This window comes from Rhodococcus sp. K11/5 (assembly GCF_055193735.1).
This window is the reverse complement of sequence record NZ_CM143721.1, coordinates 3,336,930-3,360,883: the sequence shown is the minus strand read 5'-3', so window position 1 is coordinate 3,360,883 and position 23,954 is coordinate 3,336,930. Positions and strand designations below refer to the sequence as shown.

The window sequence follows — 23,954 nt, the reverse complement described above, 5'->3', positions numbered from 1 at the left end:
GTTGAGTGTGGGCCACCGTTCTCGGCCTGTCAACGGCTGAACGAGAACCGGTGTCGGCGGGCCGGGTTACGGTCGGTCGACGATCGGCCCACCGACGGGTCGTTCACCCGACGGGAGGCCGTGTTGTTCGAGCTCCACCGTGCCGAACGCTCCGACACTCTCGCCGACGGGCTCGCCGCACTGGTGACCGAGCCGTTGGCCGATCCGTTCGTCGCCGAGATCGTCTCCGTTCCCGCCAAGGGGGTCGAGCGATGGCTCACCCAGCGGCTTTCGCTCACCCTCGGGGTGGGGGCTCGTGGTCACCGCGACGGCATCGCGGCCAATATCGTCTTCCCCTCACCGTCCCGCCTGGTGGACGACGTCGTCGCCGGCGTGACCGGCGTCGACCCGGCCACCGATCCGTGGAGCCCGGGCCCGTTGATCTGGTCGACCCTGCGCGTGATCGACGCGAGTCTCGGCGAGCCGTGGTGCGGTGCGCTCGCTCGTAACCTCGGAGCCGACGGCGGTGATCCGGACGATCATCGCCGCGGGCGTCGCTGGTCCACGGCCGCGCACCTCACCGAACTGTTCCGCTCGTACGCCGCGCAGCGTCCCGCGATGCTCGTCGACTGGACCGCGGGACGCGACACGGACGGTGCCGGTGCGTCGTTGCCGACCGATCTTCGGTGGCAGGCCGAGCTGTGGCGTCGCCTCAGGACCTCGATCGGGCAACCGAGTCCCGCCGAGCGGGTCGAGGAGGTGACGGCCGCCGTGCGTCGCGATCCGGACGCCGTGGACCTGCCGGCACGGCTGTCCCTGTTCGGCCCGACCCGGCTGACGTCGATGCAGCTCGCGGTCTTCGATGCGCTGTCCGTCCACCGCGACGTGCACCTCTGGTTGCCTCACCCCAGCCCGGCGCTGTGGACCGCGGGGCGAGGATCACGGGCCGGTGTTCGCCGCGCCGCCGCGGCTCCCGCGCTCTCGTCGGGCCACCCGCTGCTGATCTCCTTCGCCCGCGACGTGCGCGAGATGCAACCGGCCCTCGCCGCGATCGCGACGGTCGACACCGAGCATCCCGGACCGGCGCGACCGCACACCCTGCTCGGCCGGGTGCAGGACGACATCGCGGCCGATCGCGATTCGGTCTCCCGTTCGCCCGTGGGTCTCGACGACACCGTGCAGGTTCACGCGTGCCACGGCGCGCCGCGGCAGGTCGAGGTCCTGCGCGAGTCTCTGCTGCACCTGTTCCAGAGCGACCCGACGCTCGAACCCCGCGACGTGTTGGTGATGTGCCCGGACGTGGAGACGTACGCGCCGCTGGTGCGCGCCGCGTTCGGCGGTGTCGGTGACGCCGCGCCGACAGACCTCGGCGTCGACCGCCACCCCGGTCACGGGCTGCGGGTGCGCATGGCCGATCGAGGGCTGAAGCGCACCAATCCGGTCCTGGCCGTTCTCTCGGCCGTCATCGATCTCGCGGGCGGGCGCGTCACCGCCACGCAGATGCTCGATCTCGCCGCGTCCGACGCGGTCCGGGCCCGGTTCGGTTTCACGGACGACGATCTGGAGCGGATACGCGAATGGACGCGGACCTCCGGGGCGCGGTGGGGGATCAGTGCCGCGCAGCGAGATGCGTACGGGCTCGGCGGCTTCGGGCAGAACACCTTCAACGCGGCGCTCGATCGCCTGCTGCTGGGGGTCGCGGCCGACGAGTCCGAGGGCGCGTGGTTGGACCTCGCTCTGCCCGTCGACGACGTGGACGGCAACGACATCGACGTGGTCGGGCGCTACGCCGAACTCGTCGACCGCACCGCGGTGGCCCTGCACGGCATGCGCGGAGAGCACACGTGCGCGCAGTGGGCGGCGCACCTGCGGCGGACCGTGGATCTACTGACCGACGTCGCCCCCGCGGACTCGTGGCAGTACGTCGATGCCCTGCGGGAGTTGGCGGCCGCGTTCGAGGGCGGCGACGAGGTGGTGCTGCGAGTCGCCGACATCCGGTCGATGCTGCGTCGCCGTCTCGACGGGAAGCCCACGCGGTCGAACTTCCGCACCGGCGAGCTGACGGTGTGCACGATGGTGCCGATGCGCTCGGTGCCTCATCGCGTCGTTGTGCTGCTCGGTCTCGACGACGACGTCTTCCCCCGCGCCGGCCATCTGGACGGCGACGACGTCCTCGCCCGCGACCCCGTCGTCGGCGAACGCGACGCCCGCAGCGAGGACCGCCAACTGCTTCTCGACGCGGTGATGGCGGCGGGGGAGACCCTGATGCTGATCTACACGGGCGCCGATCCGGTCTCGGGAACCGTTCGCCCCCCGGCCATTCCGCTGAGCGAACTCGTCGACGTCCTCGACCGCACGGCCGGGGAGTCCGTGGTGCGGCGGCATCCCCTGCAGCCCTTCGACCCGAGCAATTACGACGCGGCGCGCCCGTTCGGCTTCGATCGCGCCGCCCTCGGCGGAGCGCGCGCCACGCGGGTGCCGTCGACGCTGCCGCCGCTCTTTCTGGCCGAGCCGCTTCCCGCGCGGCCGGCCGGCGACGTCGCGCTGGCCGATCTGGTGTCCTTCGTGCAGAACCCGGTGACCGCGTTCCTGCGGCAACGCCTGTCGGTGCGGCTCACCGAGACGGACGACGATGTCCAGGACGCTCTCGACGTGGAGCTCGATCCGCTCGCCAAGTGGAACATCGGCGATCGGATGCTCACCGCGCTGCTGGCGGGGCAGGACGTGGCGGATTTCCGGGCAGCCGAGTGGCGCCGCGGGACGCTGCCGCCCTTCGCCCGGGGCCGTCGCCAACTCGAGGACATCGAACGGGGCGTCACGCAGATCGCCGCGGCGGCGCAGGCGGTGCACGTGGGGGAACCCGCGTCGCTGGACATCGCCGTCGACCTCGGCAACGGCCGCCGCCTCACCGGAACCGTGGGCGGGATCCACGGCCGGACCCTCGCTCGCACCCGCTACTCGAAGGTCGGGATCAAGCATCGACTCGAATCCTGGGTGCACCTGCTGGCCGTGGCGGCGCACGACGATGCGGCGAACCGCGACGGAGCCGGGGTTTCTGCGGAGCCGTGGTCGGCCGCGACGACCGGTCGCGGCCGGGGACACCGAGCCACCTGGCGCTCGACGCTCACGGCACCGGACTCGGCGTCGACCGTGCTGCGGGACCTGGTCGAATTGCGCGACGGAGGGCTGCGTGAACCGCTGCCGATGGCACCCGAGGCCACCGCGGCCTACGCCGACCGTCGCACGCGCGGAGTCAGCGAGGAGATGGCTCATGACGCCGCGGCCACCGCCTTCGCCGACACCTACGGCGACCACACCGACGCGGGGATCACCCTGGTCCACGGGACGGATGCCGGATTCGCCGCCCTGTACGGCTCCGGCCCGGCGGACGCCGGCACGTCGGACGAGAGCACCCGCTTCGGTGCTCTCGCCCTGCGGCTGTGGAAACCACTGCTGGACAACGAAAGCCAGGCGCAGCCATGACGTCCTTCGATCTCACCGGTCCGCTCCCGCTCGGGACCACGGTGCTCGAGGCCAGCGCCGGAACCGGGAAGACCTACGCGATCGTCGGGCTCGCGACCCGGTTCGTGGCCGAGGGTGTCGCCGACATCTCGCAGGTCCTGCTGGTCACGTTCGGCAAGGGTGCGACCGAGGAACTGCGGGAGCGGGCGCGCACCCGGTTCGCGCAGGTGGCCGCCGATCTCGCCGACCCCGACGCCGCGCGGAACCACCGGGACGAGTTGGTCGCGCACCTCGCGGCGACCGACGACGCCGAGGTGGAGCTGCGTCGTTACCGGTTGCTGAAGGCACTGTCGGAGTTCGATTCCGGAACCATCGCCACCACCCACAGCTTCTGCCAACGCATGCTCGACGGACTCGGCATCGCCGGCGAGCGGGAACCCGAGGCGACGTTCGTCGAATCGGTCGACGACGTTGTCACCGAGGTCGTGGACGATCTCTACCTCCGCGCCTACAGCGGCACGGAGGGTGATCCCCTGGTGACGGTGAGGGACGCGCACGCCGCGTGCCGGGCCGCGGTGCACGACCGCCGCGCTCACCTGAGCCCCGAGGCGCCCGAGGAGACGCCCGCCGGGCAACGGGTGATGCTCGCCGCCGCGGCCCGCACCGAGACCGAACGCCGCAAGCGGCTGAGGGGCATTCGCGACTTCGACGATCTGCTCGAGCTGCTCCATCAGGTGCTCACCGATCCCGTTCACGGGACCGCGGCCTGCGAGCGTGTCCGCAACAAGTTCACCGTGGTCCTCGTCGACGAGTTCCAGGACACCGATCCGCTGCAGTGGTCGATCCTGCGCAACGCGTTCCACGGACACGGCGTACTGGTTCTCGTCGGCGACCCCAAGCAGGCCATCTACGCCTTTCGCGGGGCCGAGGTGCTCAGCTACCTGGAGGCCGTCCGGCTCGCCGACCGTCACCTGGTGCTCTCGACGAACTGGCGCAGCGACGAGGCGCTGGTCAGATCCCTCGGCCATCTCTACGAGGGAGCGTCGCTGGGACACCCGGACATCGTGGTCGGCGAGGTCGGATCGGTGCATGCCGATCGGCGGATTTCGGGTTCGCCTCCGTTGCGCCTGCGCGTGCTGCCCCGCACCGGCATGGGCCCGCTGAACCGCACGGGCTTTCCCTTCGTGCCGGCCGTCCGGGCTCGGGTGGCGCGCGACGTCGCCGAGGACATCGTCGCGCTGCTCGCCGGCAACCAGGTCCTCACGACGGACGCTGAGCCGCGGCCGCTCGCACCCGGCGACATCGCGGTGCTCGTGCGTACGGGAAAGCAGTCGGAGATGGTGCGAGCGGAACTCGACCGCGCCGGCGTTCCGTCCGTCCTCCGCGGCGGCTCGAGTGTCTTTCTCACCGACAGCGCCGGGCACTGGCTCCGCGTCCTGCACGCCCTCGAGCAACCGCACCGCGCCGACGCCGTGCGCCGCGCCGCGCTCACCCCGCTGCTCGGGTGGACGGCCGCGGAACTGGACGCGGGGGGCGACGAGGCGACCTCGCAGCTGAGCAACCGGCTCCGCGACTGGGCCGCGCTGTTCACTCGATCCGGCTTCGCGGCGGTGGTCGAGAACCTTTCCGCCGCAACGGAATTGCAGTCCCGTCTGCTGGCCGTCGACTCCGGGGAGCGTCACCTCACCGATCTGCGGCACCTGGCCCAGCTCATCGATCGCGAGTCCGTCGAGCACGGGCACGGGTTGACGGCCCTGCATCGGTGGTTGAGCGACCGCGTCGCGGACCCCGGTGGGGGAAGCATCACCGACCGCAGTCGGCGCCTCGACAGCGACGCCGCCGCCGTGCAGATCGCGACCATCCACTCCAGCAAAGGTCTCGAGTACCCGGTGGTCTACGTTCCCTACGGCTGGGACGGGGCCAAGAACCCGAATCCGTCGACCCTGCTGTTCCACGACGAGTCCGGTCGCCGGGTGCTCGACGTGGGTGGCAAGGACGCGGCCGGGTACTCCGGACGCAAACTCGACCACGAGCGGGAGGAACTCGGTGAGGAACTGCGGTTGTTCTACGTCGCGCTCACCCGGGCGCAGTGCCGGATCGTGGCGTGGTGGGCGCCGACGGCCGGTACGTCCGCGTCGCCGTTGCACCGATTGCTGTTCGGTCGACTTCCCGGGGAGAGCGAACCCGAGCCCCGCCCCAAGGTGCACGCCGATTCGCCGCAGTGGACGGCGCTCACCGAGCGCGCCGGCGAATTCCTGACCCTCGAACCCGTTCTGGGGCATCGCGATGCGACAGCACAGGACATCGGCCGCGAGTACCCCGAGGGAGAACTGGCCGCCGCGGTGTTCGATCGGTATCTCGACTACCAGTGGCGTCGAACGTCGTACTCGGCGCTCACGGCGGGCGCCCACGACGCGGCGGCCGCGTCCGCCGAACAGGAGGACGCGTCGACCACCGACGAGCCGACCGAGGACCCGGCTGTCGCCGCCGATTCCCCGCGTTCCGCCGAGCCGTCCGGGGTGCCGTCGCCGATGAACGGGCTGCCCGCCGGGGCGGCGTTCGGCACGCTGGTCCACGAGATCCTCGAGTACGTGGACACCTCGGCCGAGGACCTCGACGCCGAGGTGCGCCGCCGCTGCCGTGAGGCGGTGTCCATCGGCGGCGCCGATCTCGATGCGGATCGACTCGCCGCGGCCCTGTCCGCCGTCCTGCGAACGCCGCTGGGCTTCGCCGAACCCGGCTCCGCCGCATTCGACACCCTGGGGGAGTTCCCACCGTCCGATCGGTTGTCGGAGTTGGACTTCGAGTTGCCGTTGGCCGGCGGGGACCGACCCGAGGCCACGTCCGCCACGGTCCGCGGGATCGCCGAACTGTTCGACCGGCACCTGCCGGCCGACGACGCGCTCGCCCCGTACGCCCGCGCGATGCTCGCTCTGGACGATCGCGCGCTGCGCGGCTATCTCACCGGCAGCATCGACACCGTGTTGCGCGTGGGATCCGGGGCAGCCGACGACCTGCGGTTCGTCGTGGTCGACTACAAGACCAATCGCATCACGGCCGGGGACCTCACGACCGAGAACTTCACCAGGCCCCGCATGGCGGAGGAGATGATGCACGCCCACTATCCGCTGCAGGCACTGCTGTATTCGGTTGCGCTGCATCGGTATCTGCGGTGGCGGTTACCCGGCTATCGTCCGGAGCAGCATCTCGGCGACGTGCAGTACCACTTCGTCCGAGGCATGGTGGGGCCGCAGACCCCACCGGGGTGCGGCATCTTCGACTGGCACCCGCCGACGGCATTGGTCACGGACCTGTCGGACTTTCTCGCCGCGGCACCGGGGGTGACGGCGTCATGAGCACTGCGTCCTTCTCGGCCTCGATCGCCCAGCGCGGCAAAGGAATCCTGCGCACGTTCAACGACGCCGGAGTGCTCTCCGCCGCGGACGTCCACGTGGCGGTGCGGTTGGGAGCACTCGGCCAGGAGTCCGACGACGGCGTACTGCTGGCGATCGCCCTCGCCGTACGGGCGGTTCGCGCGGGCTCGGTCTGTCTGGACATGACTCGGTTCACCGAGGTCACGCTGGACGGCGACGCGGGGGAGTTCGACGTGGAATCGCTGCCGTGGCCCGATCCGTCGGACGTGCTCGACGCCCTGCGCCGCAGCCCCCTGACCGTCGGCGGCGAGCGAGGTCCGCTGCGTCCGGTGCGGTTGGTGGACACCGACTCCGGGCCGTTGCTGTACCTGGAGCGGTACTACCTCCAGGAGAAGGTGATCCGGGATGTGCTCGATCGACGATCGGCGACGCTGCCGCCGGTGGACGTCTCCGTCGTCGCGGCCGCGCTCGACCGGTTCTTCCCCGCCGCGGCCGCTCCGGACCGGCAACGCATCGCCGCCGCCCTGGCCGCCACCACGTGGACGACGGTCATCGCCGGCGGGCCGGGCACCGGAAAGACCCACACCGTCGCGCGGATCCTCGCGCTGCTGACCGATGGTCGCGCGGAACGCTTGCGGATCGGGCTGGCGGCTCCCACCGGGAAAGCGGCTGCGCGCCTGCAGGAATCGGTGTCCGAGCAGGCGTCGGGCCTGGGACTGTCCGCCGACATCGCAGCCATGACGCTGCACCGGCTCCTGGGGTGGCAGCCCGGAAGCCGAAGCCGCTTCAAGTACGACGCGCACAACGCGCTGCCCTACGACGTGGTGGTGGTGGACGAGACGTCGATGGTCTCGCTGACCATGATGAGCCGTCTGCTCGAAGCGATGCGCGACGACGCGCGGCTGGTCCTGGTGGGGGATCCGGACCAGCTCACCTCGGTCGACGCCGGCGCGGTCCTCGCCGATCTGGTGGCCCGTCCCGTTGCCGTGGACGTGCCGCCGGCCCTCACCGAGCTGGTGGGTGCCGACCTCGAGGCCGCCGACGATCCCGACGAGAAGGCACTCGGGGACCGAGAGCGGCAACGGCTGGGGGCGGGCATCGTGCGGCTCAGCCGCGGACGACGTTTCGGAGGACACATCGCCCGTCTCGCCGTGGCCATCCGCGACGGGGACGACGACGAGGTGATGCGGTTGCTCTCCGGAGGGCACGACGACGTGGTCTTCGACGCCCCGACGGACATCGAGGCGCTCGAGCTCGACGTGGTGGGAACCGCCCGCGCGGTCACCGACGCAGCGACGCGCGGTGACGCCTCGTCCGCGTTGGCGGAGATGGAACGGCACCGGTTGCTCTGTGCGCATCGAGAAGGCCCGTTCGGTGTCGATTCCTGGGCGCGGTGGGCGGCCGAACGCGTCGGGACGGCGCAGGGAGTGTTCCTCGACTCCGCCCGGTGGTACCCGGGTCAACCGCTGCTGGTCACGGCCAACGATCACGACACGAAGATCTACAACGGGGACACCGGCGTGGTCGTCGACGACGGCCGCGGTGGGGTGACGGCTGCGTTCGCGCGCGGCGACGAGCCCTTCCTCGTCCACCCGAGTCGCCTGTCCTCGGTGCACACCGTCTACGCGATGACGATCCACCGCAGCCAGGGCAGTCAGTACGACACGGTGTCGGTGGTCATCCCCGGTGAGGAGTCGTCGCTGCTGACGCGTGAGCTGCTCTACACCGCGGTCACTCGCGCCCGGTCCACGGTCCGCGTGATCGGCACCGAGGCGGCCGTGCGGGCGGGTGTGCGACGGCAGGTCCTGCGCGCCAGCGGATTGCGGCGGCAACCGACACCGGACCCCGGGGTGCGCTGACCCCGCCGTCGAACCCGGCGCGCAGCGCAGAGGTGTGCGTTATATTGCACGCGGGAAAGGTCGGGGGGCCCGAAAGGGGACCGAAAACGGGGGGCGGGGAATGTTGGCGTACGCGTGTCGTGTCCCGTGCCCGGAATCTCGCCCGATGCGGAACGGAACCGGGTTCCGGTGATGGCGGTGTTCACCGATCGCGACGTTCGGCGCGCGCAGACGGCGCGTTCTCTCGCGGCCGGTCCCGCGCGGGAAGGTGGCCGCGGGCTCCTCAATACCGTCCTCGGTCCCGTCGGGATCGTTCCTCCCGGTCGGGGCGAACGGCGCAGTCGCAATGCTGCGACCTTGCTCTCCGGAGCCCTGCCGCTGCGCCACTGCATCGTGGTCGCGGACGTCGTGCCCGCGCCGTCGGGATGGAGTTCCGACGCGATCACCGCCGTGGCGGAGGCGATCGGCGACCGGCGCCGCGACGTCGTCGTCTGGGATCTCGCCGGGGGAACGACAGTCGGTGCGGGTCCGCACGCCGGCCGTCTCGCGGCGGACGCGGACCGACTGCTCGCCGCGGACCTCGAGCTCGCGCCCCCTACCCTCTCGGCCTACCTCGAACGCACCGCGCGCGGCGTCGAGACGTTGCCCGCCGACCCGTCGTTCCGGACGCGGGACGCCGAGGCCGTTCTCTCCGTCCTGACCCACCATCGCCAGATCGTGATGCTCCACGCCCGTCGCGGCGACCCGCAGTGGCTGTGGTCGCTGAGCCGGTCGACGGTCGTCGTGATCCCCGTACCGCACCGCGAGGAATCGATGGCGGATCTCGCCGCCACGATCGACGATCTCCGTAGCGCCGGCCTCGGTGAGGTGGTCGATCGCGTCGTGGTGGTCAACTGCACGATCGGTGGCGCGAACCCGAGGTCGGACACGATCGAGATGCGGCGCCGGCTGGGAGAGCTCGGCGTTCGTACCGTTCTCGACGTTCCGTACGCCCGGCCGCCGAGGATCGGTTCCGGCCGCGGCGGATCCGAGCGATCGGACACCGACCGGGCGTGGCTGCATGCTTCCGCGGTCATCGCGCGCACTCGTCCTCGGCCCGAGTCCCCGACGGTCCGCTCCGGTGGTGGATCGGATCTCCTCGGCTCCGCGGCGGTTCCGCCGTCGGACCCGTCACTGCTGGACCCGCGTCCGGATCCGACGTTCGAGGTGACCACGGCGACGCTCCGCGCCCACGTCGGCAGTGGATCGACCGAACGGAGGAGGCGTCGCCGAATGGGTCCGCGCTCGGCCGCGGCAGGCGTCCTCCTGGTCGTCGCCGCGATGGGGGCGGCCGTGGTGATCGGGCAGCCCGTCGCCGCCGACCGCGTCGCGGTCACCGCCGGAACTCAGCCGGTCTCCGTCGCGCGCGACGAGGCCGTCGTCGACAGCTCACCGAGTGCGCCGGACGTGATCGCGGCCTACGACGACTTCTACTATCGCGATCGCGACGCCGTGGGTGCGGCCGGACTGTGGGAGCTTCCCGCCGTCCCGGAACCCGAGTCCGCCGCTCGGATCGCGGACCTGCAGCGCGTCATCGACGCCGTCGATCCCCGCATCCGCCATCGCATCTCGGTGACCGACACCGGCGACCCCACGGTGTTCGACGCCGTGCTGACCCTCACCACCGCAGATGGATCGGATCATCGCTACCACCAACAGTTCACGATGCGCGAGACCCCGGACGGGATGCGCATCGTGAACAAGATCGATTGCGAGACACAGTGCCCCGCACCCTGAAGGCCGGTACGCCGCGACCTGACCGCCAGTGCCACGGACCTCGAAAGGCTGTGCCCATGACCGCGTTTCCCGGTGCTCGCTCCTGGCGGCCCGCCCTGATGTCCGCCGCCATCGCGTTCGGTGCCGTGACGGGAGCGGCGGTGGTGTGCGCACCCGACGCCGGCGCCGCACCGGTCAACGGACCCATCACCGAGGCGGAGAAGCGCGCGGAGAAGAAGCGGGTCGCCGAACTCAGCGATGCCGACCGCAAGGCCGAAGAGAAGGCCGCCGCGGCGATCGAGGCGGAAGCGGCGGAGGAAGCCGCGGAGGAGGAAGCGCGTCGAGCCGAGGCCGCCGAACGGCGTGCGGAAAGCCGAGAACAGGCCGCCGCGAACGGCGGTGTCGCACCGGCGCCGGGCTGGACGTTGCCGACGATCGTGCTGCCGCCGCTCCCGTTCGAGATCCCGGGGATCACGCCGCCGGTGAATCCGGTGGTCGGCGCGCCGCCCGCACCGGCGCCGACCGCCCCGGCTGCGCCCCCGCCGCCGCCGCCCGTCGACCCCGACGTCGTCACGCCGACCGCGCCGACCGACGCCACCGTGCCTCCTCGCGAGCCGGAAGCCCCGACGATCGCCGAGTCCGTCGAGACCCCGACCGAGCCCGCCGCGGTGGAGCCGCCCCGCGAACGTGAACGCGAACCCGAGCGCCCGGTTCCTGCGCCGACGCCGGGACCGGCCCCGCTGCCGCCCACACCGCAGGTGCACTCGGGTGGGGGGAGCGGACCGCAGCCGACCGGGCCCGACCCCGATCCGGAACCGGTCGACCCACCGACCCCGCCCGACGACGAACCGATGTCGAACCCGGCACCGCCGATGGACACCCCACGCTCCGACGACTCGGGGCCGCACGGAGCAGGGCCGTCGGGTCCGGGGTGGACCAACCCGACGCCGGAGTGATCGGACGCGACTCCTAGCGGCTCACCGCGTTCTTGTAGCGGTTGATCGCGAGCGGAACGAACACGGCCAGGATCAGCGCCGACCATCCGAGGGTCGCGAGCACCGGATTCTGCATGGGCCACGCATCCGGGGTGGGAATCGCAGGATTGGTGTTGCCGAACTGCTGGCGACTGGCCTGGGTGATCGCGGAGACGGGGTTCCAGTCGGCCATCGGTCGCAGGATGCCCGGCAGATCGCTGGACTGGACGAAGGTGTTCGCGATGAACGTCAGCGGGAAGATGACGATGAAGGTGGCGTTGTTGAACACCTCGGGCGTCCGGATCCACAGTCCGATCACCGCCATCACCCAGCTCAGCGCATAGGCGAACAGGAGCAACAGCAGGAACCCCACGAGCGCGTCGAAGAACGACGAGCGGATGCGCCACCCCACCAGCAGGCCGGTCACCGACATCACCACCAGGCTGATGATGTTGATGAAGATGTCGCTGCTGGTGCGGCCGACGAGCACCGCGGACGGCGCCATCGGCAACGACCGGAAGCGGTCGATGATGCCCTTCTGCATGTCCTCGGCGAGTCCGAGCCCGGTCCAGGTGGACCCGAAGATGACCGTCTGAGCGAAGATGCCCGCCACGAGATACTCGCGGTAGGACATTCCGGGGATCTCGATGGCCGAGCCGAAGATGTAGGCGAACACCAGCACGAACATGATCGGCGAGAGCAACGTGAACACGATCAGGTCCGGGACACGCTTGATCTTGATCATGTTGCGCCGCGCGATGGTGGCCCCGTCCGTCAGGGCCATGGTCAGCGAGCTCATCGGGACTCCTTGCCCGTAGCGGTGGCGGCGGGGTCGGACGAATCCGAACCGTGACCGGTGAGTGAGAGGAACACGTCGTCCAGGCTGGGCTTGCCGAGCGACACGTCGCCCGGAGTGACCCCGTGATTGCGGAGCAGGACCAGTGCGTCGACGAAGGTCTCGGTGCCGCCCTCGGCGCCGACGGTGACCACCCGGTTGCCGGCGTCCGACGACACCTGTCCGGGCGCGAGTTGCTCCATGACCGACACCGTGGTCTTCAGATCCTCGTCCGTGGCGAGGGTGAGCTCGATCCGAGTTCCGCCCACGCGAGCCTTCAGCTCGTCCGCCGTACCCCGCTCGATCACCCGGCCGCGGTCGATGACGGCGATCTCGTCCGCCAGCCGATCGGCCTCCTCCAGGTACTGGGTGGTCAGCAACAGCGTCGTGCCGCCGGCCACCAGCTCCTCGATGACCGCCCAGAGCTCGATGCGGGCTCGGGGATCGAGGCCGGTGGTCGGCTCGTCGAGGAACAGCACCGGGGGATCGGCCACGAGGGCCCCGGCCAGATCGAGGCGTCGACGCATGCCGCCGGAGTATCCCTTGACGGGTCGGTCGGCCGCATCGACGAGATCGAAGCGTTCCAGCAGCTCGCGCGCGCGGTCACGGCTGCGCTTCTTGCCCAGGTGGTACAGACGTCCCACCATGTCCAGGTTCTCGAAGCCGGTGAGGTACTCGTCCACCGCCGAGTACTGCCCCGACACCCCGATCTTCGACCGCAGCTCCGCCCCGTCCTTCATCACGTCGAGGCCCACGACGGTGCCGGTGCCGCTGTCCGCCTTCAGCAGCGTCGTCAGAACCCGGATGGTGGTGGTCTTTCCGGCGCCGTTGGGTCCGAGCAGGGCCATGACCGTGCCCTCGGTGACCTCCAGATCGAGCCCGTCGAGAGCGTGCACGTCTCCGTAGTGCTTGGTCAGACCCCGCGCGGTGATCGCGATGCCCTTACCGCCGATACCGACACTGCCCATGAGCGACGTCCCTTTCTCGAGAATGCGACCTGCCCCGGTGTGGACTCGGCTCGCCGCGCGAACTCATCGGATCACACTGCACCGACACGATGTCGACACGCGAGCGAATTTTCCGTGCACCGGCGGTCCGGTGTTTCCGAGGCACCGGGTTCGGCTACTCGGTCGACAACGGTGCGGCGATCCGAAACCGGTCGCGCACGTTCGACGAAGGAGTGTTCACCATGTCGCAGAACTACCAGTACGTGATCGTCGGAGGCGGAATGGTCGCCGACAGCGCGGCCCGCGGAATCCGGGAGCAGGACTCGGACGGGAGCATCCTCGTCCTCGGAGCGGACATCGACCCGCCCTACGCTCGACCCGCACTGAGCAAGAAGCTGTGGACGGACGACGAGTTCACCACCGACAAGGTGCCGCTCGGAACGGACGAGACGGGCGCCACGGTCAAGGCCGGAACCACGGTCACCGCGATCGATCGGGACGCCAGGACCGTCACCACCGACGACGGCGAGACCGTCACCTACGGTGAACTGCTGCTCGCCACCGGCGCGTCACCGACGACGCTCGACGCGGCGCCGTCCGAGCGCGTCATCTACTTCCGCACGTTCGCCGACTACCGGCGGCTGCGCGCGCTGGCCTCGGAGAGCACGCACGTGGCCGTCGTCGGCGGCGGATACATCGGGACCGAGATCGCCGCGGCGCTCGTCCAGAACGGCGTGTCCGTCACCCTCGTCAGCAGCGACGAGACCGTGGGCGGCCACATGTTCCCGGCGGATCTCGCGCAGACGTTCGACAAGGGGTTCGTCGACCGCGGCGTGACCGTGAAGCGGGGCACCAAGGTCGACTCCGCTGCCCAGCAGGGCAACTCGGTGTCGCTGACCCTGAGCGACGGTTCGACCGTCGACGCGGACGCCGTCGTGTTCGGCCTCGGGGTCACCCCGAACACCGACCTCGCGGACGGTGCGGGACTCGACGTCGACAACGGCATCGTCGTGGACGAGTTCCTGCGCACGCAGGACCCGCACGTCTACGCGGCGGGCGACGTCGCGAGCTACCCCGACGCCATCCTGGGGCGGCGTCGGATCGAGCACGTGGACAACGCGACGTCCATGGGTACGACGGTCGGCAAGATCATGGCCGGTTCGACCGAGCCCTACACCTACACGCCGTACTTCTACTCCGACGTCTTCGACGACGGCTACCAGGCGGTGGGGACCATGGACGCCTCGCTGACCACGGTCACCGACTGGAAGAAGGACGGCGATCGGAAGGAAGGCGTCGTCTACTACCTCGACGACGACTCGGTGCTGCGCGGTGTGCTCATGTGGAACGTCTGGGAGGGTCTGGACACCGCACGAGAGATGCTGGCCTCGAACGAATCCCGCACGGAGGAGTCCCTGCGCGGAGCGATCTGACTCCCCTGCGCGGAGCGATCCGACCCGACCGAACCGCGGGCACGTCCGAGAAGGGCGTGCCCGCGGTGCGCGTCAGTCCACCAGGCGCGGGGCCGTACGAAGATCGTCGACGTGCACGGCCCGTCCGTCGCCGTCCGCCAACGGGATACGCCAGTTCTCGTACTGCGTCTCGTCGGTTCCCGGCTGGTTCTGGATGCGATGCTCGCCGACCATGTCCACCAGCGCGACCCCGAGCAGCATCGAGGGGCTGCGCTGGATCAGCCGGTACAACGCCGTGACGGTTTCCTCGGTGTCGGTCACGTCGTCGCCGAGAAGGCCGCGTTCGCGCGCCAGATCCAGCACCGACTCTCGTTGGCGTCGGTCCTGCTCCTTCTCCGACTCGAGGTCGCGTTCCAGAAGGCCGAGCCGAGAACGTAAGTCGATGTGCTCACCGGCGAGGTACCCCGCCGTCGGCGGCAGGTCGTGTGTCGTCACCGACGTCAGGCACAACTCGCGGTAGGACTCCGGGGCGATGGGACCGTCCTCGTCGCGTTCGAACCACAGAATCGACGTTCCGAGGATGCCGCGCTCGGCGAGGTACTCCTGGACGACGGGTTCGAAGACGCCGAGATCCTCACCGACGACGACGGATCCGGCCCGCTCGGCCTCGAGCGCCAGGATGCCGATGAGGGCCTCGTGGTCGTAGGTGACATAGGTGCCCTCGGCGGGCGACGACGCGTCGGTGGGAATCCACCAGAGTCGGAACAGCCCCAGAATGTGGTCCACGCGAAGGCCGCCCGCGTGCCGTAGCACGGTGCGCAGCATGTCGCGATACGGCCCGTAGCCCAGCTCGGCCAGGCGCTCCGGATGCCACGGCGGCTGATTCCACTGCTGCCCTTGCTGATTGAAGTCGTCCGGGGGCGCCCCCACGGTGACACCGTCGGCGAGCGCGGAACCCAGCGCCCAGGCGTCGGCGCCGGCGAGCTGTACTCCGACCGCGAGGTCGTGCATGACGCCGATGTCCATACCGGCGCGCTCGGCGGCCACCCTGGCCTCCGACAACTGCTCGTCGCAGATCCACTGCAGCCAGCTGTGGAACTCGATGCGTCGGGACAATCGTTCCTGTTGGCGAAGCACCCAGGGCGCGTCGGGACCGCTCGCCTTGCTCTCCCACCGCGAGTCGTTCGGTCCGAGTTTCTCGGTGAGGGCGCACCACGTCGCGAAATCGCGCAGTCCGGGCCCCTCGACGGCGCGGTAGGTGTCGAACGCGGCCTGTCTGGACGCGCTCCGCGGTACCTCGAAGACGGCTTCGAGCGAGCGCAGTTTGGCCTTGAAGGTCCTGTTGCGAAACAGGTCTCGGGTCGCGTCGTTCGCTCGGGAGAACCGGCGCGCCGTCTGCCGCAGCCGGGCGTACTTCTCGCGCGGGAGCATCGACGTCTCCCGGATGTTCTCGACGCGAATGTAGAGCGGGTTGAAGAACCGCCGCGTGGTCGGCAGGTACGGCGACGACTCGATGGGCGGCCGGGGAGCGGCGGCGTGCAGCGGATTCACCAACACGTAGTCGGCGCCGTGCTCGGACCCGAAGATCGTGGCCATGTCCGCGAGATCGGCGAAATCGCCGACGCCCCAGGAACGCTGCGAACGCACCGAGTAGAGCTGGGCGAGGACTCCCCAGCGCTGCCGATCGGTGAGCGCCTCCGTGGTGGACAGCTTCGCCGGGGTGACGACCAGGGTGCAGGCGGCACCCGATTCGCCGTCGACCTCGGCTCGGAGCGTGTGCCACCCCAACGGCAGGTCGGACGGCACCGTGAAGGTCGCCCGTCCGCGCAGCGCGCCGTCGATCTTGCGGGGATCGACCCACACGTCGAGTTGCTCGGCGTCGACACGTCCGCCGTCCTCGAGATCGACGCTCACGGTGACGGATCGGCCGTGGGGGAGGTGTACGGGAATCTGCGGACGGGTTCCGGACGTGGTCACCACCACGGGCGGCAGCGTCCGTCGCCACGGGGCCTCGTCGTGAGCGTCGGTCGCCGCCGCGACGGCGTCGTCCGTCCGCGCGTCGACGTCGAGGGCCGCCAGCACGGAGACCAGCGTCTCCTCACCGACGTCACGACGGGTCTTGTCCCAGCCCTCGTACGACGTCGCGACGCCGTGGAGTTCCGCGAGTCGGCGCAGTGCTTCGATGTTTCTCACCGCCTGATCGTAGGCTCCGCGGTGTCCGGATCGCCCGGTAGCGCCGCTCGCAGGCACCGTTCCGGTGCACGGAAACGAAAATCTGGAACAGTGGAGACCGTGACGGGTGACGCGACGAACGAGCGGGCGCGGCGGGCGGACATGATCCGGACCATCGCCGAGTCGGCGCGCATCGAGTCCACACACGACCCTCTGTCCGATCGGGCCGCCCTGCTGATCGCCACGGCGCGACTCGACGAATCGGTCCGGACGATCGTGCTCGCCAGGCTGCGCGCCGGACGGAAGTTCCCGGCGCTCGGCGGTTTCGGACGGTTGCGGCTGATGACGGAGGAGCTGCGGTGGCTCGACGGCCGCATCGCCGAGGCACGCACCGGACCCACCAAAGTCGCGCTGACCCAGCGCCGCGCCCTGCTCGCCCGTCGGCTGGGGGGACAGCGCACGACGTTCGTCATGTCCTCCGGCCACTACGCCCACGGCGTTCGCGCCATCCGCCGCGAGCGCCGCGAGGGCGTTCACCTCGATGTCGACCAGCGAACGGCGTTGTTCGACGCGCTGTGCGCCACCCCCACTCCTCTCGGAGTCGGCCCCGGACCGCTCGGGCGCGTCCGGGAGATCGCAGGCACCATCGTCGCCGAACGGCTCGAATCGGTGCACGAGCGGTCTGCGGAGATGGCTCGCAGCGTCGCCGGTCGGGACGCGGACCGGTTCGCCGATCGCTACGACACCGTGCTGTTCCTGGCCGGGATGTATCACGACCGCATGCACGCGTCGCGCATGTGGGAATCGGAACTGTTCGCCATCGCCCGCGCTCAGCTCGATCCGGGGACCGAGCTGCTGCACATCGCCGTCGACGTGGTCGCGCTCGCGCAGATAGACGCCGAGCTCACCGCGGCCCTCGCGGTGCAGGGCGACTCCGCGGACGACGCCGGCCGCCGCGAGATCCTGGTCCGACGCGGTGATCTCTTCCCGGTGTGGGACCAGGTGATCGACCGCGTCGCGGCTCTGTCGCGGATCGTGGACGAGCTCGCCGTCGCCGAGGTGGAACACCGCAGCCTCGACGCCGTCCAGCGTTCGGTCGGGCTCGACGAGCGTATCGGTGAGCTTCTCGGCCGATCCGGCGATCGTGAGATCTCCGCGGACTCCACGCATGCGGTATCCGATCGGATCTCCCGCGACCAGCTGTGACAACGTGTGACCCACGGACTCGTGGGGTAGACCACAGTTCTGGCGTCGTCTTTTCGGAAGGATCCCCGTGATACCGGCTGTACTCGAACGCGCGCGCATCGTCGCGCCACCCGGATGGAGCCGTTGGCTCATCCCCCCTGCAGCACTCGCCATTCACCTCGCCATCGGCCAGGCCTACGCGTGGAGTGTGTTCAAAGCAGCCATCTCCTCCGAGAGCGCGATGGGTCTGAGCGGAACGGTCACCGCACTCCCGTTCCAGCTCGCCATCGTCATGCTCGGTCTCTCGGCCGCGGTTCTGGGAACGAAGGTCGAGGTCCACGGCCCGCGGTGGGCGATGACCGTCTCCCTGATGTTCTTCTGTTCCGGCCTGCTGATCTCCGCCTTCGGCATGAGCATCGGGCAGTTCTGGTTGGTGATCGTCGGCTATGGCCTCGTCGGCGGCATCGGTCTGGGCATCGGCTACATCTCACCGGTGTCGACGCTGATCAAATGGTTCCCCGACCGTCCGGGAATGGCCACGGGTATCGCCATCATGGGCTTCGGTGGTGGCGCCCTCGTCGCGTCGCCGCTGACCACCCAGCTGTTGAACACCTACGGCGGTCAGACCAATTCGTCCATCGCCGCCACCTTCCTCACCCTCGGCATCGGCTACGCCGTGTTCATGGCGCTCGGTGTCATCCTCATCCGGGTGCCGGCCGAGGACTGGAAGCCGGCCGGGTGGAACCCTCCTCCCGCTCCCGAGGGTCAGCACAAGCAGCGGGTCTCGGCGGCGAACGCGATCAAGACGCCGCAGTTCTGGTTGCTCTGGATCGTCCTGTGCTTCAACGTCACGGCGGGAATCGGCATCCTCGAGCGTGCCGCCGGCATCTACACGGACTTCTTCCCCGACCCCGCCGCGCCGGAATCGGTGGCCGCGGCCGCCGCCGGCTTCGTCGCGTTCCTCTCGCTGACCAACATGCTCGGCCGCTTCGTGTGGTCGTCGGCGTCGGACGTGATCGGGCGCAAGAACATCTACCGCATCTACCTCGGTGTCGGCGCGCTGCTGTACCTGTACATCACACTGTTCACCAACACGAACAAGGTGTTGTTCCTGGTCAGCGCCCTGGTGATCCTGTCGTTCTACGGCGCGGGCTTCGCCACCGCACCCGCGTACCTGCGTGACCTGTTCGGCACCTACCAGGTCGGCGCCATCCACGGTCGCCTGCTGACCGCGTGGTCGGTGGCCGGTGTCCTCGGACCGCTGATCGTCAACGCCATCGCCGACCTCGGTGATCCCGGCACCACCAGCCGGTACATCCCCGCGTTCATCACCATGATCGTGCTGCTGTCGATCGGATTCATCGCCAACGAACTGATCAAGCCGGTCGACCCGAAATGGTCCGAACCCGTACCCGGGGTCGACAAGCAAGGAGCACCCGCATGAGCGACGACACGAAGACCCCGGCGGCGTCGACCCTTCCCGTCATGATCGGCGCGTGGGTGTGGGTCACCGTCCCGTTCGCCTGGGGCCTCTACGAACTGATCCTGAGGGCCAGGAACCTGTTCGGTGTGTGATCGAGGACCGTCACTCTGGCCGCGGCCGCCTCGGCTGCCGCGGCCGGTGCTCCTCGATCAACACTGGGAACGACTCGTCTTCCTGCACTGGCGGGTCGACAGCACGCTCGTCGCGCCGTACCTCCCGTCGGGATGTCGGCCGGACGAGTACGACGGTTCCTCCTGGGTCGGGCTGATCGGATTCGAGATGGTCGGCGCCGGCTTGGGGTACGGGCGACCGGTGCCGAAACTCGGCACCTTCCCCGAAATCAATGTGCGGCTCTACAGCGTCGACTCCGAAGGGCGCCGCGGCGTCGTTTTCCGATCCCTCGATGCGGCCCGTCTCGCCGTGGTGCTGGCGACGAACGTGGCCGGCGTGAACTACCGATGGTCGGACATGAGCATCGAGGACGACGGCTCACGCATCGAATACCTCAGCCGGCGGTTAGCTCCCCCGCACCGCGGGGCGCGGACCGCGTTCGCCGTGCGGCGCGGCACCACCGACATGAGCGACGATCCGCTGGCGGTGTTCCTCACGGCGCGGTGGGGGATGCACACCGGCCTCCCGGGGCCGCTGCCGACGATCTTCGCGCCGAACGTCCACCGCCGCTGGCCCCTGGTCGACGCGACGCTCGAGCGGTGCGACGACGAACTGCTGGCCGCGGCCGGCTTCCCGACGGTCGCGGATCGGCCGCCGGAGTCCGTTCTCTACTCGGACGGGGTGCGCACGCAGTTCGGCCGACCCATCCCCGTGCGGCGCGACTGACCGAATCGGGTCACCGCGGTTCTGGCCCGGAAGGTCGGGTCACAACAGGCCGTGCCGCGGTGGGTGCTCACCGATGAGCGCGTACCGACCGACGTGCTGCACCTTCCACCGCGCGGGGTCGTGGAGGGTATGGGTGCGGGCGTCGCGCCACAGTCGGTCCAGCCGCAGAGATGCCGTCGCACTCCGCGTTCCGCCCACGTCGAACACCGCGGTCGTCGTGTCCACGGCCGCCCTCGCGGCCGTGACCTTCGCCGCGGCCGTGCCCACCGACGCCTCCGCGGTGGACTCGTCCGTCGGATTCGCATCCGCCAGGTCGACGAGATCCCCGGCCCGCAGCAGCAGGGCCTCGGCGCCGCGCACCGAGATCTCGAGCTCGCCGACGTGCTGCAGAAGCAGTGGATCGCGGTCGGCCCGGTCGACTCCGGCGTCCACGGCCGGCCGCGCGGACACCACGACGTCGCGTGCGGCATCCAGGGCGGCCCGCGCAATTCCGACGTCGATGGCCGCGTGCAGCAATTGAGCCTTCGCACCGTACGTGGTGGGGACGTCGAAGATGGGGGAGTACGGCACCACGGACTCCGGTGACACCACCACCTCGTCCAGCGTGACCGTGCCGCTGGCGGTGGTGCGTTGACCCAGTCCGTCCCAGTCGTCCTCGATCGCGACGCCGGCGGTGTCGGCGCGGATGTACGCCAGGACCTTGTGCTGCGGAGCATCGGGTGCGGAGGCGTGGTCGGCCACGGCCGCACGCACCACCAGCCAGTGCGCGAACAACGCTCCCGTGCAGTAGAACTTGCGACCGGTCAGGACGAACGATCCGTCCGCACGCGGGGTCAACGTGGTGTGATCGATCGCGATCGACGGCGTGCCTCGCTCGCTCTGCGCGTTGGCGAACCTCTCGCCCGCCGTGGCCGCACGGAACCAGCGCTGCTGTTGATCGGCGGTGCCCTGCAGTCTCAGCGCCTCGAGAAACGTCATGTGGCTCTGCGGAATCTGCGCGAGGCTGGCGTCGCCGCGGGCCAGGGACACGAAGACCGCGGCGAGCGTACGCGAGCGCACCGGTGATCCGCCGAACCGAGCGGGAACCGTGATACCCAGCAGGCCCGACGCCGACAGGTCGTCGAGTTCGGCCGCCGGCAACCGTCGGTCACGGTCCCGCTCGTCCGCGGTCGGGGCGAACTTCTCGCCCAGTGTCTCGGCGACGCGGCAGGCCTGCTCGTCGGTGAGGACGGGCACCGTCATCGGGACGCGGCCGGGAGGAACGGGGTGTGCGCGGACGTGCGGAGATCGCTCGGCGCGTCGAACAGGCCCCGCCGCCGGAGCTGCGGAAGAACTCCCTCGCCGAACCAGTACAGCTCCTCGAGGTGGGGGTAGCCGGAGAGGACGAACTCGTCGATACCGAGCGCCGCGTACTCGGCGATTCGGTCGTCGACCTCCGTGTGACTTCCGACGAGTGCCGTTCCGGCGCCGCCGCGCACCAGTCCGACGCCGGCCCACAGGTTCGGCGCGATCTCGAGTGCCCGCGGATCCTTCCAGGAGCCCGATCGCCGTGCGTCCTCGTGCAACGCGAGCATGGACCGCTGGCCCACGGATTCACTGCACGCGAGGTTGGCCTGCGCGGTGGCGACGGTGTCTTCGCCGAGGGCTTCCACGAGTGCCCCCGCGGCCCGCCACGCCTCGTCCGACGTGTCACGGGTCAGGACGTGAAGGCGGATGCCGAAACGTACCGTGCGACCTCGGGTTGCGGCGAGGTCGCGGATCCACCGAATTTTCGCGGCCACCGCGTCGAGTGGTTCTCCCCAGGTCAAGTACACGTCGGAGTGCTCGGCCGCGATCGGACCGGCGGCGGCCGAGGAGCCGCCGAAGTACAGCGGCGGGGTGGGTTCGGGGACGAAGGGGATCGACGCCTCGTCCACCTGGATGTGCGGGCCGTGGTGGGTGACCGATTCCCCGCGCCACAGGCCACGAACGACGGTCAGGAACTCGTCGGTGCGCGCGTAGCGCTCGTCCTTCGACAGATGGTCGCCGTACTGACGCTGCTCGTGCGCCTCACCTCCGGTGACGACGTTGAGCAGCAGCCGTCCGGGCGCGTGGTTGCTGAACGTGGCCGACATCTGAGCGGCGAGCGTCGGGCTGATCAGGCCCGGTCGGAAGGCGACGAGAAACGCCAGCTTCTCGGTTTCCCGTGCCAGCATCGCCGTCGTCAGCCACGCGTCCTCGCACCAGGCGCCGGCGGGCGTCAGAGCGCCGCGGAACCCGAATTCCTCGGCCGCCCGGCCGATCGACGACAGGTAGCCGATGCTCGCTCGCCGGTCGCCTCCCGCGGCGCCGACGCGGGTTCCGTGACCGCCGCCGACGATGGAGCGGCTGTCCCCGTACGTCGGAAGAAACCAGTGCAGGGTCAGCGGCGAGGGGGTGGTCGCGTCGGACCGTTCGATCAGCGGGTCGGCAGGCATTCGGCCAACGTAGGCGCCGCGCCCGCGCCGAGGAACGGTTGTGCTCGCGGTGATTCGAAACCCGGCCCGGTTCTCGGTCCGCGTCAGCGCACGACGGCGAGGGGCACGTACATCTCCGCCTCGGTCAGCGAGCCGTGGTGCCCGAGCAATTTCGACTGGTTCGGCTCGGCGCCGCGGCGAATCAGCGCACCGGAGCCCAGGGCCAACGCGAGGACGTCGCCGATCATCGGCTCGACGCGGGGGTGCACGGTGGGTCCGAACCACCCGCGATCGATCGCGTCGGCGCGGGTGACGACGAGGTAGCTCTCGCCCAGCTCGCCCTGCCACGCGGCGTGGACGTCGGCCGCCGCTCCGGACTCGGCGAACACGTGGCGAGCGCGCGGTTCGCCGGCGATCATGCGGACACCGTCGGCGAGGGGCGCCACGGCGTCGACGTCGAGGGGATCCAGTACGCGCACCATGCCGTGGTCGGCGGTGACCACCAGGGCCGCGTCCGACGGGAGGCCCGATGCGATGGCGCTCACGATGCGGTCCACGTGGGCGAGCTCGAATCGCCATGCGGCGGAATCGGGTCCGCGTACGTGGCCCGTCAGGTCGAGTTCGGAATAGTACGAGTAGACGAGCGAACGGTCACCTCGGCCGAGGGCATCGAGCGTCTCGGCGGCGAGATCACCCGCCGAGACGCAGGATCGAAAGTCCCCGCCCCGCAGCACCGCTCGGGTCAGACCCGACTCCCGCTGATACGACGGCGCCACTCGGGTGACCGTCACGCCGGCGGCGTCGGCGCGCTCGAACACCGTCGGGTGGGGTTGGAACGTCTCGGGCGGCAGGGCGGTCAACAGGTCCGTTTTGGGGCCCTGGCCGTGCAGCCGCCACTGCAGGGGATTCATCGGCCGGTCGAATCCCGGTACGGCCGTGAGGTATCCGACGATGCCGTGCGATCCCGGTGGGCTTCCGGTGCCCAGGGACGCCAGCGAGGTCGCGGTGGTGGAGGGGAAGGTCGCGGTGAAGGTCCGGGCGGCGACCTCGGTGAGAAAGGGCGCCTCGGCCGGGTGTGCGGCGAGTTGCCGGGCACCCAGACCGTCGATCACCAGCACGCACAGTCGGCGTATTCCGTCGAGCCCGAGGCCGACGGTGTCCGTCTCGCCGGGAACTCCGAGAGCGCCGAGTGCGGAGGGGAGAAGATCGGCGAGACTGCCGTCGCCGTATCGGGGAGTGACCACCATCGTTCAAGGCTATCCGGTG

Annotated in this window: 16 protein-coding genes; 10 read left to right on the top strand and 6 right to left on the bottom strand. The window is 70.1% G+C overall.

What is annotated here, in order from left to right; translation table 11 throughout:
* The first annotated feature begins 123 nt into the window (after window positions 1-123).
* The 5 genes from recC (at window position 124) to ACY466_RS15760 (ending at window position 11,364) form a co-directional block, all read left to right on the top strand.
* Window positions 124-3,462 carry an exodeoxyribonuclease V subunit gamma gene (gene recC / locus ACY466_RS15780; RefSeq protein WP_463252326.1) on the top strand — a complete coding sequence of 1,113 codons (3,339 nt, stop codon included), beginning with the start codon at window positions 124-126 and terminating at the stop codon, window positions 3,460-3,462.
* Window positions 3,459-6,797, top strand: a complete 3,339-nt coding sequence (locus ACY466_RS15775; RefSeq protein ID WP_463246441.1) for a UvrD-helicase domain-containing protein — start codon at window positions 3,459-3,461, stop codon at window positions 6,795-6,797. The genes recC and ACY466_RS15775 overlap by 4 nt, the downstream gene beginning before the upstream one ends.
* Window positions 6,794-8,674 (top strand): exodeoxyribonuclease V subunit alpha, encoded by a 1,881-nt coding sequence (gene recD / locus ACY466_RS15770; protein WP_463246440.1) that lies wholly within the window; start codon window positions 6,794-6,796, stop codon window positions 8,672-8,674. Before ACY466_RS15775 ends, recD begins: the two co-directional genes overlap by 4 nt.
* Window positions 8,675-8,845: 171 nt before the next feature.
* Window positions 8,846-10,429 carry a hypothetical protein gene (locus ACY466_RS15765; protein ID WP_463246439.1) on the top strand — a complete coding sequence of 528 codons (1,584 nt, stop codon included), beginning with the start codon at window positions 8,846-8,848 and terminating at the stop codon, window positions 10,427-10,429.
* 56 nt (window positions 10,430-10,485) lie between these two features.
* Window positions 10,486-11,364, top strand: a complete 879-nt coding sequence (locus ACY466_RS15760; protein WP_463246437.1) for a hypothetical protein — start codon at window positions 10,486-10,488, stop codon at window positions 11,362-11,364.
* Window positions 11,365-11,377: 13 nt separating this feature from the next.
* Here the strand turns inward: ACY466_RS15760 and ACY466_RS15755 are convergent, their stop codons facing one another.
* Window positions 11,378-12,181 carry an ABC transporter permease gene (locus tag ACY466_RS15755; protein ID WP_463246436.1) on the bottom strand — a complete coding sequence of 268 codons (804 nt, stop codon included), beginning with the start codon at window positions 12,179-12,181 and terminating at the stop codon, window positions 11,378-11,380.
* Window positions 12,178-13,185 (bottom strand): ATP-binding cassette domain-containing protein, encoded by a 1,008-nt coding sequence (locus ACY466_RS15750; protein ID WP_463246434.1) that lies wholly within the window; start codon window positions 13,183-13,185, stop codon window positions 12,178-12,180. The genes ACY466_RS15755 and ACY466_RS15750 overlap by 4 nt, the downstream gene beginning before the upstream one ends.
* A 221-nt stretch (window positions 13,186-13,406) precedes the next feature.
* On the opposite strand from ACY466_RS15750, the gene ACY466_RS15745 reads away from it, so the two are divergent.
* Window positions 13,407-14,597 carry an NAD(P)/FAD-dependent oxidoreductase gene (locus tag ACY466_RS15745; RefSeq protein ID WP_463246433.1) on the top strand — a complete coding sequence of 397 codons (1,191 nt, stop codon included), beginning with the start codon at window positions 13,407-13,409 and terminating at the stop codon, window positions 14,595-14,597.
* 72 nt (window positions 14,598-14,669) lie between these two features.
* Here the strand turns inward: ACY466_RS15745 and malQ are convergent, their stop codons facing one another.
* The gene (malQ, locus tag ACY466_RS15740) at window positions 14,670-16,769 is read right to left on the bottom strand and encodes a 4-alpha-glucanotransferase (RefSeq protein WP_463246431.1); all 2,100 of its coding nucleotides are present in this window, start codon (window positions 16,767-16,769) and stop codon (window positions 14,670-14,672) included.
* Between the two features lie 99 nt (window positions 16,770-16,868).
* Here malQ and ACY466_RS15735 point away from each other — a divergent pair, with 99 nt between their 5' ends.
* The 4 genes from ACY466_RS15735 (at window position 16,869) to ACY466_RS15720 (ending at window position 20,253) form a co-directional block, all read left to right on the top strand.
* Window positions 16,869-17,954, top strand: a complete 1,086-nt coding sequence (locus tag ACY466_RS15735) for a hypothetical protein (protein ID WP_463246430.1) — start codon at window positions 16,869-16,871, stop codon at window positions 17,952-17,954.
* Between the two features lie 67 nt (window positions 17,955-18,021).
* The gene (locus ACY466_RS15730) at window positions 18,022-19,377 is read left to right on the top strand and encodes an OFA family MFS transporter (protein ID WP_463246429.1); all 1,356 of its coding nucleotides are present in this window, start codon (window positions 18,022-18,024) and stop codon (window positions 19,375-19,377) included.
* A complete protein-coding gene (locus tag ACY466_RS15725) occupies window positions 19,374-19,508 on the top strand; it encodes an MFS transporter small subunit (RefSeq protein ID WP_463246427.1) in 135 nt (44 codons plus the stop codon). Before ACY466_RS15730 ends, ACY466_RS15725 begins: the two co-directional genes overlap by 4 nt.
* A gap of 46 nt (window positions 19,509-19,554) precedes the next feature.
* Window positions 19,555-20,253 (top strand): YqjF family protein, encoded by a 699-nt coding sequence (locus ACY466_RS15720; protein WP_463246426.1) that lies wholly within the window; start codon window positions 19,555-19,557, stop codon window positions 20,251-20,253.
* 39 nt (window positions 20,254-20,292) lie between these two features.
* On the opposite strand, the gene ACY466_RS15715 is transcribed toward ACY466_RS15720, so the two are convergent.
* The 3 genes from ACY466_RS15715 to ACY466_RS15705 form a co-directional block, all read right to left on the bottom strand.
* Window positions 20,293-21,495 carry an SfnB family sulfur acquisition oxidoreductase gene (locus tag ACY466_RS15715; RefSeq protein ID WP_463246425.1) on the bottom strand — a complete coding sequence of 401 codons (1,203 nt, stop codon included), beginning with the start codon at window positions 21,493-21,495 and terminating at the stop codon, window positions 20,293-20,295.
* On the bottom strand, window positions 21,492-22,709 hold the full coding sequence (locus ACY466_RS15710; RefSeq protein ID WP_463246423.1) for an LLM class flavin-dependent oxidoreductase: 1,218 nt from the start codon (window positions 22,707-22,709) through the stop codon (window positions 21,492-21,494). The genes ACY466_RS15715 and ACY466_RS15710 overlap by 4 nt, the downstream gene beginning before the upstream one ends.
* A gap of 83 nt (window positions 22,710-22,792) precedes the next feature.
* On the bottom strand, window positions 22,793-23,935 hold the full coding sequence (locus ACY466_RS15705; protein ID WP_463246422.1) for an alkaline phosphatase family protein: 1,143 nt from the start codon (window positions 23,933-23,935) through the stop codon (window positions 22,793-22,795).
* Between the last annotated feature and the right edge of the window lie 19 nt (window positions 23,936-23,954).

What these genes read in the sequence shown, in the direction of transcription:
- ACY466_RS15725 (WP_463246427.1), top strand. Translation starts at nt 19,374, where the DNA reads ATGAGCGACGACACGAAGACCCCGGCGGCGTCGACCCTTCCCGTCATG.
- ACY466_RS15705 (WP_463246422.1), bottom strand. Translation starts at nt 23,935, where the DNA reads ATGGTGGTCACTCCCCGATACGGCGACGGCAGTCTCGCCGATCTTCTC.
- ACY466_RS15710 (WP_463246423.1), bottom strand. Translation starts at nt 22,709, where the DNA reads ATGCCTGCCGACCCGCTGATCGAACGGTCCGACGCGACCACCCCCTCG.
- ACY466_RS15775 (WP_463246441.1), top strand. Translation starts at nt 3,459, where the DNA reads ATGACGTCCTTCGATCTCACCGGTCCGCTCCCGCTCGGGACCACGGTG.
- ACY466_RS15745 (WP_463246433.1), top strand. Translation starts at nt 13,407, where the DNA reads ATGTCGCAGAACTACCAGTACGTGATCGTCGGAGGCGGAATGGTCGCC.
- ACY466_RS15715 (WP_463246425.1), bottom strand. Translation starts at nt 21,495, where the DNA reads ATGACGGTGCCCGTCCTCACCGACGAGCAGGCCTGCCGCGTCGCCGAG.
- ACY466_RS15755 (WP_463246436.1), bottom strand. Translation starts at nt 12,181, where the DNA reads ATGAGCTCGCTGACCATGGCCCTGACGGACGGGGCCACCATCGCGCGG.
- ACY466_RS15765 (WP_463246439.1), top strand. Translation starts at nt 8,846, where the DNA reads ATGGCGGTGTTCACCGATCGCGACGTTCGGCGCGCGCAGACGGCGCGT.
- recD (WP_463246440.1), top strand. Translation starts at nt 6,794, where the DNA reads ATGAGCACTGCGTCCTTCTCGGCCTCGATCGCCCAGCGCGGCAAAGGA.
- ACY466_RS15750 (WP_463246434.1), bottom strand. Translation starts at nt 13,185, where the DNA reads ATGGGCAGTGTCGGTATCGGCGGTAAGGGCATCGCGATCACCGCGCGG.
- ACY466_RS15760 (WP_463246437.1), top strand. Translation starts at nt 10,486, where the DNA reads ATGACCGCGTTTCCCGGTGCTCGCTCCTGGCGGCCCGCCCTGATGTCC.